The sequence below is a fragment of the Panacagrimonas sp. genome, from assembly GCF_965216805.1.
Classification (GTDB): domain Bacteria; phylum Pseudomonadota; class Gammaproteobacteria; order Nevskiales; family Nevskiaceae; genus Panacagrimonas.
This window is the reverse complement of sequence record NZ_CBDCGN010000002.1, coordinates 2,703,328-2,715,360: the sequence shown is the minus strand read 5'-3', so window position 1 is coordinate 2,715,360 and position 12,033 is coordinate 2,703,328. Positions and strand designations below refer to the sequence as shown.

General features: G+C 66.5%; 8 protein-coding genes and 1 pseudogene. 4 read left to right on the top strand and 5 right to left on the bottom strand.

Going from position 1 to position 12,033, the window contains the following annotated elements:
• Positions 1 to 45: 45 nt before the first annotated feature.
• A complete protein-coding gene (locus ACOOHP_RS12820; RefSeq protein ID WP_420466811.1) occupies positions 46 to 654 on the bottom strand; it encodes a glycine zipper 2TM domain-containing protein in 609 nt (202 codons plus the stop codon).
• 234 nt (positions 655 to 888) lie between these two features.
• On the opposite strand from ACOOHP_RS12820, the gene ACOOHP_RS12815 reads away from it, so the two are divergent.
• The 3 genes and pseudogenes from ACOOHP_RS12815 to ACOOHP_RS12805 all read left to right on the top strand — a co-directional run.
• Positions 889 to 1,287 (top strand): glycosyltransferase, encoded by a 399-nt coding sequence (locus tag ACOOHP_RS12815; RefSeq protein WP_420466810.1) that lies wholly within the window; start codon positions 889 to 891, stop codon positions 1,285 to 1,287.
• Between the two features lie 76 nt (positions 1,288 to 1,363).
• Positions 1,364 to 2,713, top strand: a complete 1,350-nt coding sequence (locus ACOOHP_RS12810) for a DUF4394 domain-containing protein (protein WP_420466809.1) — start codon at positions 1,364 to 1,366, stop codon at positions 2,711 to 2,713.
• Positions 2,714 to 2,781: 68 nt separating this feature from the next.
• A pseudogene (locus ACOOHP_RS12805) lies at positions 2,782 to 3,402 on the top strand (DUF4394 domain-containing protein); the annotation flags it as partial.
• A 213-nt stretch (positions 3,403 to 3,615) separates the two neighbouring features.
• Here ACOOHP_RS12805 and ACOOHP_RS12800 read toward each other — a convergent pair.
• Both ACOOHP_RS12800 and ACOOHP_RS12795 read right to left on the bottom strand, forming a co-directional pair.
• Positions 3,616 to 4,956 carry a DUF1329 domain-containing protein gene (locus tag ACOOHP_RS12800; RefSeq protein ID WP_420466808.1) on the bottom strand — a complete coding sequence of 447 codons (1,341 nt, stop codon included), beginning with the start codon at positions 4,954 to 4,956 and terminating at the stop codon, positions 3,616 to 3,618.
• Positions 4,957 to 5,117: 161 nt separating this feature from the next.
• A complete protein-coding gene (locus tag ACOOHP_RS12795) occupies positions 5,118 to 6,242 on the bottom strand; it encodes an efflux RND transporter periplasmic adaptor subunit (RefSeq protein ID WP_420466807.1) in 1,125 nt (374 codons plus the stop codon).
• A gap of 175 nt (positions 6,243 to 6,417) precedes the next feature.
• Here ACOOHP_RS12795 and lpxB point away from each other — a divergent pair, with 175 nt between their 5' ends.
• The gene (gene lpxB, locus ACOOHP_RS12790; protein WP_420466806.1) at positions 6,418 to 7,578 is read left to right on the top strand and encodes a lipid-A-disaccharide synthase; all 1,161 of its coding nucleotides are present in this window, start codon (positions 6,418 to 6,420) and stop codon (positions 7,576 to 7,578) included.
• An 88-nt stretch (positions 7,579 to 7,666) separates the two neighbouring features.
• Here lpxB and ACOOHP_RS12785 read toward each other — a convergent pair whose 3' ends face one another.
• Positions 7,667 to 8,152 (bottom strand): type IV pilin protein, encoded by a 486-nt coding sequence (locus tag ACOOHP_RS12785; protein ID WP_420466805.1) that lies wholly within the window; start codon positions 8,150 to 8,152, stop codon positions 7,667 to 7,669.
• A 164-nt stretch (positions 8,153 to 8,316) separates the two neighbouring features.
• Complete coding sequence (locus ACOOHP_RS12780; RefSeq protein ID WP_420466804.1) at positions 8,317 to 12,033, bottom strand: pilus assembly protein; 3,717 nt, start codon at positions 12,031 to 12,033, stop codon at positions 8,317 to 8,319.

Genomic DNA, 12,033 nt, shown 5'->3' with positions numbered 1-12,033 from the left:
CGTATCGGATCCTATGGCGGATCCGGAGAAGCATCTCCGGATCGGTCAATAACTCACGGGATAGGGAGCAGCTTCAGCCGGGCGAACGCTGACATCCACAGGTATCCGCGAGCCGGGGTCGTAGGGCAGGGTGGTGCGATAAATGCGCCCGCCGTAGCGGTAGGCGATGTCATAGGCTTCGATCCGCTGCTCGGTGCGGAAGTCGGTGATGGTCTGGCAGCGTTCCTCGTAAGCGACGCGCTCGTAGCTTTCCGGACCTGGGTTGCGCCGCGAGTTGTTGACGGCAACCCGCTGGCCTACACCGGCGCCGATCACGGCACCCAGTACGGTGGCGGCATCCTTGCCGCGGCCCTTGCCGAACTGGTGTCCGGCGACACCACCCGCGATGGCGCCGACCACGCTGCCCGCGACGCCATTGTCGAACCAGTAGCCGTTGTCGGGCCGCTCTTCATACACGACTCGCTCGTCCCAGCATTCGCGTCGGGGTTCTTCGATACGAACGGTGCGGTAGATCGGCTCGGCGGAAACCACGTCCGCATAATCGGGCCCGCCTCCGTAGCGGCCGTGATTGGCGGAGTCGTGCTTCGGCCCGGCGACGGACTGCGTCGCCACCAGGGTTGCGACCGCCATGAAGGGAAGCATCAGCGTTTTCATCGATGACTCCGTGGTCCGATTCCGCCCGACGGGCGGTCTGCGAGGGTGAAGGCTAGGCTCGACAGATGAATTGATACTGAAGAAGCCATCGCCCCGCCGCTATTCGAAAGCGCTGTGCGTGGCGGGCGAGGCACCCGGGTACCCTTCGGGCGCCATGCATTCCTTTGCGTCCTTCCCGCGGAACTGCGCTCTGCGCGATGTCCCGGTCCGCGTCATCGCACCAGGGCGCCATCGATGAGCGCGCGGGTGTGCCTGAGCATGATCGTCAGGGACGAGGCACACGTGATCGGCCGCTGCCTGCAAGCGGTGAAGCCGCTGATCGACACCTGGGTCATCGTCGTCGACACCGGTTCCACCGACGGGACCCAGGCGCTCATCCGTTCCCTGCCGGGCGATGTGCCCGGCCACTTGCACGAGCGCCCCTGGCGCAACTTCGGGCATAACCACAGCGAGGCCATCCTGCTTGCACGGGGCGCGGCGGACTATCTGCTGTTCTTGGATGCCGACGACATTCTCGAAGCGCCGCCGGCTTACGCTTGGCCGACCTTGGACCTCGATGCCTACGAGCTTCCGATCGTTCACAGCGACCTTCGTTATCGGCGCATCGCGCTGGTCCGCGAAGCGCTCGGCTGACGTTTCGTCGGGGTACTGCACGAGTACCCTGAGTGTGACGTTGCCAACCCTCGTCGCGGATACTTGCAGGCGCTTCGTGGGCGACAACGAAGACAATCTGCGCATCGCGTTCACTGATGCCACCAACTACACGATAGGTGCGGGCCCCACGCTTGGGATGTCCGACACCACCCTGACCCCCGCCCGCAACGTTGGCTTCGCCGCCTACACCAACAGCTTCGGCCGTTCGGGCGGCGACTTCCTTAACACCAGCCTTTACGTACTGGACGCGCAACGCAACGTGCTGCAGACCCAGGGCTCGGTGGACAGCGCGCCCATCAGCCCCAACAGCGGTCGTCTGACCGATGTCGGCGCGCTCGGCGTGAGCTTCAACGACCGTGGCGGCTTTGACATCGAGGGCAACGCCGGCGTCGCGCTGGCCACCCTCAACGTGGACAACGCCACCAACTCGCGGCTGTACAGCATCAACCTGCGCAGCGGCGCGGCGAGCTGCCTGACCGACCTGGACCTGCCGGGCGCGCAATGGGCCATCGGCCTGGCGATCCCTAACGGCAACGGGCCGGACGTCTTTGCGGTGCGCGGGGGCAACCAGCTGGTGACCTTCACGATCAACAGTCCGGGTGACAGCGTCCTGCCCGTCGGCATGATCCCGCTCAACGGCGGCGAGTCCGTGGTGGGCCTGGACTTCCGTCCCGCAACTGATGAGCTGTTTGCGCTGACCAACAGCGGGCGCCTGCTGCCGGTCAGTCCCGTCGATGCCTCCGCGACCGAGATCAACGCCAACGTGGCGTCAGCGGCGACGCCACCGTTGCTCGCCGGTGCTCGCTTTGGCGTGGACTTCAACCCCGCAGCCGACGCGCTGCGCATCGTCAGCGACCTAGCGCAGAACCTGCGCGTGCCGACCAACCTGGCGCTGCCGGCCATTGTCGACGGCACCCTGGGCTATCGACAGGGCGTCACCGCAGCGGGATACACCAACCCCGATCCCGGCGCGACCGGCACCGAGCTGTTTGTGATCGATACCCAGAACGACCGCTTGTTCCTGCAGAACCCGCCCAACGAGGGGATTCTGGTCGGAAGGGGTCTGCTCGGCGTCGGTGATGTCAGCAGCGTCAATGGCCATGACGTCGTGCGGGACGGCACGGTCAACGAGCATTACGCGCTGTTGACCGTGGCTCCAGGCAACACCAACCTATACACGATCAACCCGGTCGACGGAGCGGCAACCCCGGTCGGTATGACGCTGGCGGCCGGTCTCTACAAGGGCTTGACCGTGGAACTGGGCGTTGCTTTGGGCGCACGGGATCTCACCCTGCTGCGCGAGGATGCGGCTGGCGACGTGCTGGTCAGCGCCACGCTCATGACAGGGGTGCTGACGGTCGGTGCCGATGCCCCATCACCGGGCTCGATATGGGTGATCGGCTGATCGGTATGGACAACCGCACCACGGCGATGACGGTAACGACGGACAACGGCCTCTAAGCGGTCGGGCGTTCCGGACAGGTCTACCGGATCGATCCGGGCACCGCCGTTGCCACGCCATTCGCCATGCTGAGCTTCCCGCCCGCTCCCGCGCCGCAGGCCCTGGCTGGCACCAACTTCGGCGTGGACTTCAACCCGCGCGCGGATCTGCTGCGCATCGTCAGCGATACCGGCCAGAACCTGCGGGTCAATCTGCATCGCGAGATTGCGGGGTCAGCGCGTGCAGCGGGCTTCGCCTTTGTCGATGGCACTAAGCGGCTGGGCGATCCGCTGCCGGAAGCGATCTCCACGGCCTACCGTGGGGCAGCGCTGCCGGGTGTGGTGCCGCTGGACTTCCAGTACATCATCGACGCACGCGACAACTCGCTGGGACGGGTGGTGGTGCCCAACGACGGTGCTATCGACACGGTCGGGCCGCTCGGCGTCACGCCGGACGCCGACGCTGCCGGCAGCTTCGACATCAGCGGCGCAAGCGGCGACACCCTCAAGCTGGCGGCGCTGGTGCCCTCAGGCGGGACGCAGTCGGTGCTGTACACCATCAACCTGCAGACCGGTGCGGCGACGATGGTGGGTCCGATCGGAGAAATGGGTGATCCGATGGTGACTGCGATCAGCGGTCCGATCCTGCGCTAAAGGCAGGCCGTAGCCGGTACCGCGCAGCGGTGCCGGCTACGCCGAAGTGCTGCAATTCAAGCCGGTCCTTCGGGGCCGGCTTTTTTGTGCCCTGTTACCCCCGGGCTGCTACTCCACTGCATCACGAGTCGCGGCATTTCCTCCCCGGGCTACGACAGGACCCGTAGCCCGGGCGCAGCCCGGGGGCTTTTACGCCGCCGCGTCACTGCCGCGTCACTGCCGCGTCGCCGCGAAGCGCTTGAGATTGCTCGGGGTGAAGTAACCCGGCGTCTGGGTCCAGTCGTATTCGATCAGCTCCTTCTCCTCGTTGGTGAGGTTGAGGATGGCGTAGCGCCGTGACTGCAGGTCGTAATGCACCTGCACGCCGTTGATCATCACCGGTACCTGCGGGAAGTTGACGGAGTGGGATTCGGCGAAACGCCAGAATTGATCGCGCTCGTCGTAGATGTCTTGCGCCAGCACGATCCAGGAATCTTCGTCCACGTAAAACACGCGCTTCTTGTAGCGATGCGAGATGCCCTCGCGTACCTGCGCCTCGATCACCCACACGCGGTGCTTCTCGTAACGGGTGAGCTGCTGCTGGATATGGCCGGGCGTGATGATGTCCTCGTACGCCACCTCGGGGTCATACAGGGCGTAGCTGTTGTAGGGCACGATCAGTTCGCGCTTGCCAACCAGCTTGAGGGTGTAGCGGTCCAGCGGACCGTTGAACATGTCGACCTGATCCTGGGTCATCAGGCCGTCGAACAGCGGATTGTCGTAGCCCACCTCGCCGATGCGGCGCGTGCGGTTCTCGCCGACGCTGAACACCCATACGCCGGTGGTCTGCGTCACCCGATCAATGGGCACATGCAGCAGGTAGGCCGAGCCGGCCTTGCTGGCGGGCGCCACGGTCTTGCTCATCACGTACAGGTTCTGGTTGCCGAGTTGTTCGGCGCTCATGCCCGGCGTGTTGTAGGCGTAGGCCAGTTCCAGGTAGGCGCGCTCCACCACGTGATCGCCGGCCGGCGTGGTAGCAGCTGCGGCGACGTAGCCGCGAAAGCCGCGCGTGTTGTAACGCATGATGTGATTCCACATCACTTCCAGTCCGTTGGTGGGGACGGGAAATGGAAACCCCTGGGCGGCACAGCAGAAACCGTGACCGCTGTTGGTCAGCTCGACGGTGGTGGCGTTGTCGCGCGTCGAATCAAGAAACCACTGCGGATAAGCGGCGCCGCGCCGGCTCGGATACACCGGCATGTGGAAGGTTTCAGGAAACGTTCGGAACAGCGCGCGATGTCCCTGGGTGAGCAGGTTCTCGTAATTCGCCAGATTGGAGGCGCGGATGGTGTAGAGCGGCTCGTCGTCGGCGTAAGGGTTGTCGCCACGCTGGAAGTCGTGGTCGATCATGGGCTGCCAGGCGGGGATGCTGCCGTCGGCGTTGGCGCCGGCTTCGCTGCCCATGGGCGTCAGCGATCTGCCGAGTTCGGCTGCGCGTTCCGGGTCTACCCGTGCACCGGCTACGGCACTCAGGAACAGCAGCGACAGGCCGATGAGCCGATGTCGAATGCGCATGCGGGTTCCTCCTGGGCGCGTTGATCGCTCCTCATGTAGAAAGCCGGCGCTTGGACCCGCCGACTGTGCGAAGACACCGTGACCGGTCGACACCCCGTTTGCACATTCCTGCACGGCGCCAGACTACGGCCCGAACGATGAAGCTGTCGCGCCGCGCGGTTTCAGGACAGCTTGTCGTTCGCCGCAGGCTGCCCGTTTCGATCGGCCGGCGCAGCGGTGCGCACCGACGATCCGTTGCTCACCTGCTGTATGCCGCTGACCACGATCTCCTGGCCGGCTTCGAGGCCCGACATCACCTCGGCCTCGCCCTTGCGTCGCTGGCCCAGCATCACCTCGCGTTCCATCGCCTTGCCGTCCTGGACCGCAAACACGAAGGCGCGCTCGCCGCGCATGATGATGGCCTGCTCCGGCACCAGCAGCGCGTCGTTGCGGGTTTCCACCACCAGGTTGATTCGTGCGAACAGGCCGGGTCGCAGACGGCCGTCGGCGTTGTCCAGGCGCGCCCGCGCGGCAATGGAACGGGTGTCGTCGGCGACGCGCGAATCGATGGCGTACACCGCACCGGAGAAGGTCTGACCCGGGTAGGCGTCCAGTGTCACTTCCAGGGGCTGGCCCTCGGCGACGTCCGACAAGGCCAATTCCGGAAGCCGGAACTCCAGCTTCATGCGATCGAGATTTTCGATCGAGACCAGATCCTGTCCCGGGGTTACGTAGTCGCCGACCGCTGCGCTGCGCAAGCCCATGCGGCCGTCGAATGGCGCACGGATCACCGCCTTGGCGGCCTGCGCTTCGGCCAGGGCGACCGCCGCCTTGGCCACGTTCAGCGCGGCGGTGGTTGCGTCGCGCTCGGCAGAAGGAATCAGTTCGCGGCCGAACAGTTCCTCGGCGCGACTGGCGTTGCGCGTGGCCAGAGCCAGATTGGCTTTTGCCTGCGCGAGTTCGGCGTCGAACACCGATGCATCCAGCGCGAATAGCAGATCGCCCCGGGCGACGCGCTGCCCTTCCTCGAAACCGAGCTCGACGATGCGCCCGGTGATCTCGGGCCGCACGATCACACTCTCGTCGGCGCGCAGCGAGCCGACAGCCGACCAGATGCGTTGCATGGTGCCGACGCGCACCTCACCCAGCTCGACCAGGGTGCCGGCGGCCGCTGCCGGCGCGACCGGCGACCCGCGGCTGGCCTTGGCGTCGGGCGCATCGCAGCCGACCAGCGCGGCGCAGGCGAGCAGGATCGCCCAGGAAGGCAGAGACGGGCGGGCACGGGCCAACGGCGGCAGGAGGATCACAGGAGGGTCGGGAGCGAATGCAGGGGTACGACCGCGACGGCGGCGCAAGGTTCTGATCATGCACGCAAGCTTAGTTTGAAATCCGGCAGCCGGGTCGACCGCCGACTGGCCTTTGCGCGTCGTGGCCAAAGCGGACGCGGCCGTCGCCGGAAATCGACGATCATGTGCGCCGAACATGGTCCCGGTTCCGCACCCCAGGAGTTTTGCGCTGATTGCAGGCGAGCTGTCCGGCGATCTGCTCGGCGCTGCGCTCACGCGCGCGCTGCGCGCGCGTTACCCGCAGGCACGTATCTACGGCGTGGCCGGGCCGCAGATGAGCGAGGCCGGTTGCGAGGCCATCGAGTCCATCGATCAGCTCTCAGTCATGGGCCTGGCCGAGGTATTGCCCGCCATTCCGCGATTGCTGGCATTGCGGCGGCGGCTGGTGGCGCGGCTGAGTGCCGACCGGCCGGATCTGGTGATCGGACTGGATGCACCCGACTTCAACCTGGGACTCGAGAAGCGCCTGCGCCAGCGCGGGCTCCGAACGGCGCACGTGGTCAGCCCCAGCATCTGGGCCTGGCGCGCCGGACGCGTCCACGGCATCGTCAAGTCCGCCGAGCTGATGCTGTGCCTGCTGCCTTTCGAGCCCGCCTGCTACGAGGGTCACCCGATTGCCGCGCGCTACATCGGTCACCCGCTGGCCGATGAACTCGACGATGCGGTGGAACCGGCGCAGGCGCGTCGCGGACTGGGTTTGCCTGAGTCCGGGCCGGTGATCGCGGTGCTGCCGGGCTCGCGCGGCAGCGAGCTGCGATATCTGGGAGAGCCGTTCGCACGCGCGGCAGCGTTGCTGCACGCGCGTATCCCCGGCATTCGATTCGTCACGCCGCTCGCCAAGCCTTCGCTGGAACCCGGTCTGCGCGCGGTGATGGCGCAACACGCTGCGGCATGCGACTGGACGGTGATCCAGGGCTGCTCGCGCCAAGTGATGCGCGCGGCGGACGCGGTGCTGATCGCCTCCGGCACCGCCACGCTCGAGTGCCTGCTGCTGGGGCGGCCGATGGTGGTGGCTTACCGCGCGTCGCCGATCACAGCGTGGCTGATGCTGGATCTCGGGCTGCTCAAGACGCGCTACGTGAGCCTGCCGAATCTGTTGTCTGAGCGGCCTTGCGTGCCGGAGTTGCTGCAGAACCAGGCCAACCCGCAGGCGCTGGCCGCAGAGGTCGAGGGCCTGCTCGGCGATGCCGCCAGGCGTCGGCAGCAACTCCAACAGTTCGCCGCCGTGCGCGAAACCCTGCGTTGCAATGCTGCGGAGCGTGCCGTGGACGCGATCGGCGAGCTGTTAAGAACGTAAGCCTGGGTGCACCCAGGGTTTCCCTAGGCTACGCCAGACCTCAGCAAACCCAGCCCGAGTGCGATGCGGAATGCACTCCAGCCGGGCCTCAGCGCGACCAGCAGGATTCCGATTCGCTGCCACTGGCCGACTTGATGCCGGTGGAACTCAAGCACAGGGTGGCGCAGCGCGTGTCGCTGGTTTGCGCGCCGATGGGTTCAGCGACGACGCTGAAGCCACTGGCGCTTACCGCGCCGCCGGGCGGACAGGCCAGCGAGGCGGGGTTGCCCTCCAGCGAAACGCGGTAAATGGACTGAGCGGCGCTGGTTGCAGCGAGGCTGCCCTCGCGATCCAGGAACAGCGGGTCGCCACCCCAACCGAGGCGATCCAGGCTGGTCGCGTAACGCTTGCGGTCGAGGTACCAGCTCTCCTGGCGCGAGACCACCTCGCTCAGGGCGCTCTTGGCGACTGCACGGTTGCTGCGTTCGACGTAGACGCGGTAGCTGGGCAACGCGATGGCGGCCAGGATGGCGACGATGGCCATCGCCACGATGACTTCGATCAGCGAAAAGCCGCGCGACAGGTTGAGTCTCATCTGGGGTGACGGTCCAAGGATTCTCGGCGCAGATTCTCAGGTTTTTCGCAGGTCGACCTTCAGGCCGACAACGCGCATTCGATCGAGGACCGGGTGTCGGCCTGAATGCCGACCTGCGGGCCGGCCGCGACAGCATTGGCTGATTGAGCTGCCCTGACCTTCATCTACGGCGGGGTTTCGTCATCGCCGCGCCGCTCGCGCCAGTACACCGGGTAGTAGCGCGGGCTGCGGGCTTCCAGGGTCTGAGTATTGGCGGAGATGGTGTTGGTCGCCAGCGTATTGATTTCGCCGGCCAGACCCGGCGCGCCACCATCCGAGCTGCGGCCGTCGTTGTCGGCATCGTTGATGAACCGATCCACCAGCGGCCGGCTGTCGGCCAGCGACACCCCGTAGACGCGATTGCGGCCTTCCTGCGGCGCGCAGTTGCGCGAGTCGGGATCGGGCGTCAGGTACGTCGTGAAATACACGGTGCCGCCGGTCGTCAGCGGCTGCGACATGGTTTTCTCGCCGCGATCTCCGAGGCGCAACTTCCAGCCGATGGCGTCCTCCGCCACCGCGCCGCAATCCTGGGCGCCGCTGGCGCAAGCGGCAGTGAGGTCGACGAAATCGGCGTGCTTTTCCAGTTCGGATTCGGACGCCAGTATCTGCGCCAGGGTCTTGCCGCTGCCGACATCGCGGTCGCGGTACACGTAGAGAAAATTCTGCGCCGTGGTGTTGAACGGATCGGCACGGTCGCCGCTGCCGAATACCACCGCGTCGTAGGCGCCGTTGGCGTCGCGGAACGGCACGTAATCGGGGGCGTGGAAGAAACGCCGGTCCGCGGTCAGGCTGGCGCTGTCGTGGCGGCCGACGCTGGCCAGCGCAGTCAGGGTCCAGGCGCTGCGCTCGACGCCGGCAAAATCGGCGCGCCACAGACGCCCGCCGGTATCCACTGCGTACAGGCGGTCGAGCAGGCCGTCGCCGTTGGTGTCCACCACGGTGGTATCGGCGGCGATGCTGTCGGCCAGCAGCGGGTGCTGGAAGGTCCGGGTGGCGCTGTCGTAGGGCGAGACCAGGCCCAGCTCGCCGCGTCGCGCCTTCCAGATCAGTTCCCCGGTGGCGGCGTCAACCATGTACACCGCGTTGCCGCGACTGTCGTCGCCGCCGAGCTCCTCGTCGCTGCCGCGCGCCAGATCCTTGCCGATGCGTGCGCCCGCGCCATCGCGCCCGCCGTGATAGCCGCCGGCAAAGACGATGACGCTGCGGGTCAGCGTGTTGCCGTTGTCGCGGTACTGGATGCGCCCGGCCTGAGGGTTGGAGAACGTAAGCGCAATCTCCGCGAACTGCACCTCCGAGCCAGGCACGAGGCCACTGCTGTTGTGCAGGCCGTCAGGACCGATGCGCCACAGCAGACGGGGGGTGTCCGGATTCTTCACGTCCAGGGCGTAGAGGTGCGAGCCGCCGCGACGCAGGCCAAAGTACACGGCAGCACCGTCGTGCGAATTGTTCGCGTCGATGCGGCCGTCGGCCGGGCCGCCATCAGGGCTGCGATCGCGCAGCACCACGGTCGGTGCGCCGTCGACGCCGTAGGGGAAGCGTGCGGTCGGCTGGTTGTCGCGCAGCCGCTTCTGCTGATCCATCACCGCGCGGGGCATGAACGCCCAGCTTTCACTGCCAGCCTGGGCGCCGCCGGCCGCGGTGTTGGCGACCATCCTGAGCCAGCCATCGGTGGCGCCGTAGATCACGCGGATGTCGGGATTGGTGTCGCTGTAGCCCGCGCGGGCACCGTAGTTGATCGCCACCGGGCGCGAATGCAACACGGCGCCGTGCATCCAGTCGCGGCCCTCCAGATCGGAGCCGGTGCCCAGCGGCGCGCTGGTCGGACCGACTTCGAAACCTCGCGCGTACAGCAGCAGGGCGTGCGCCTCGCTATCGTTGGCCGCGCCCAGCGCATCACGCAGTTCGTCGCGCACGGCGCTGTCGTCGGCGTTCATTGCGGCCAGCGCCGCTACGCCGTTGTTGTCATGACGTTCGTAGAACAGCGTCCGCGCGCCACCGCCGTTGGATCGCCCGGGATTGCCGCCGCCCGCGAGCTGGTGGCCCGGAATGTTCTGGCCAGCACCCCCGAGCGTGGTGTCGCGACCGTCGGCGACGTTCGGGCCCAGTTGCGCGGGTCGTGTCCAGTAGGTCAGCGCGTCGGTGTCGATGCGGCCGTCGCCGGCGATGGCCGGATTGCCGTTGGCGTCGAAGTACCCGAACACACCGTTGTCGTCGGCGCGCACTTCCAACTTCTTGAGGTTGCCGGGCCAGCGCGGTTTCTGCTCCAGCTCGGGCCGGAAGCCGCTGAAGAATGCCTCGGCCCGCACGCGGCCCGGCTGCAGCAGATCGGCGGTGTTGCTGGGGGTGAGCAGGCTGGCGTCCACCTGCAGCACCGGTTGCAGGAATTCGGCCAGGGTCTGACCCAGGTTGAGCAGGCCGAGGTTGTTGGCGTAGGTGGTCGCATTGATGCCGAGCTGGGTCAGCGCGTTCAAGCTCGACAGATTCTCCTGCACCACGAAGTGCGAACGCAGCGCAATGCGGTTGCCGTTGCCGTCGACAAAGCCCTCGTCCTGCGCTTCCTGCACCACGCGCTCGAACGCGAACTCGCCGTTTTCCTCGGCGCCGGGGAAGTAATGGCGCAGGGTGTCGTCGGACTCGTCCTGACGATCCGCGTTGGTGAGCTGCACGTTGAGCACATTGACCGTATCGCACTGCGCGTCCGGCTGAAGGTACTGGCCGCCGCTTTCGATCGATGGATCGCGCGTGAGCAGGCCGGTGAGACCATCCCAGCGATTCAATGGCGCGTTGTAGACCGCATCGCCGGCCAGGTAATGGGCGATCTCGGCGTAAATCTCCTTGCCCTGGTAGGGCGGCAGCAATTGTGTGGGAGTGGTCAGCGCAGTGGACAGCAAGGCGGTGGTGGAGTTGAGCAGGTTGGCGGGTTGCAGCGCGTCCAGCAGCAGATCGGTGACCCGTGTGAGCAATTGTGTGACCGAACCCTGGTCCACCAGCGGCGTGAAGCCGACCAGAAAATACGCGCCGTTACTGCAGCCGGGGGTTTCACGTCGGGTGGTAGGAATCGAGGCCTGTTCTCCGAACGCGCAGGCGCTCCCGGGTGCGCCACCGGCGGACGCGCGGTCTGCGTGCGACACCACGATCGCCACGCGCGAATTGACCAGCTGGTTGAGGATGGATTCGAGCAGCGACACTAGGCCGACCTGACCCAGGTTGAGCACACCCGAGAGCGTGGTGTTGAGCAGGCCGGTGACGGTCGCGGGCAACTGACCCACCGCGGTGGTCAGCAACGGATTGACCAGCCCGGCGACGAGCTGGCCGACGAAGCCGCCGAGCAGGCCGTTCACCACGCTGCCGAGCAGGGGAATGCCGAGCAGGAAATTCAGGGTGCCGCAGCTCAGCGTGCTGACCCCACCGAGCAGCGGTTGCAGCAGAAATCCCACCGCCGGGATCTGTACCACCGGCGATTGCACGCCGAGAATGCCGTAGAGATTGCACAGCCCCTGCGCGCGTGTGCGGTCGTTACCGCCGGTGCCCAGCAGCAGGTTAGTCAGAAGCTGCGCCGGATTGTTGCTGACACCGCCGAGCACGTCCCCCAGCAGTGCGTTATTGCTCAGGTTCAGGCAAAGCTGCGGCGCCTCGGGGTTGCCCGGATTGCTGCTGGGCGTGAGCACGCTGTTGCAGATGCCGAGCAGATTCAAATCCAGCGCGATAATGGTCATCGGCGGGCGCAGGGAATTGTCCGGCGCCTGGGTGTAGATCTCGATGTCGTCGGCATGCGCTGCCGACACCATCACGCTGCCGGCCAGCAGCAGAGTGATAAGCAGGTGTCGCAGCACGGATTGCAT

What these genes read in the sequence shown, in the direction of transcription:
- ACOOHP_RS12780 (WP_420466804.1), bottom strand. Translation starts at nt 12,033, where the DNA reads ATGCAATCCGTGCTGCGACACCTGCTTATCACTCTGCTGCTGGCCGGC.
- ACOOHP_RS12815 (WP_420466810.1), top strand. Translation starts at nt 889, where the DNA reads ATGAGCGCGCGGGTGTGCCTGAGCATGATCGTCAGGGACGAGGCACAC.
- ACOOHP_RS12785 (WP_420466805.1), bottom strand. Translation starts at nt 8,152, where the DNA reads ATGAGACTCAACCTGTCGCGCGGCTTTTCGCTGATCGAAGTCATCGTG.
- ACOOHP_RS12800 (WP_420466808.1), bottom strand. Translation starts at nt 4,956, where the DNA reads ATGCGCATTCGACATCGGCTCATCGGCCTGTCGCTGCTGTTCCTGAGT.
- ACOOHP_RS12820 (WP_420466811.1), bottom strand. Translation starts at nt 654, where the DNA reads ATGAAAACGCTGATGCTTCCCTTCATGGCGGTCGCAACCCTGGTGGCG.
- lpxB (WP_420466806.1), top strand. Translation starts at nt 6,418, where the DNA reads ATGGTCCCGGTTCCGCACCCCAGGAGTTTTGCGCTGATTGCAGGCGAG.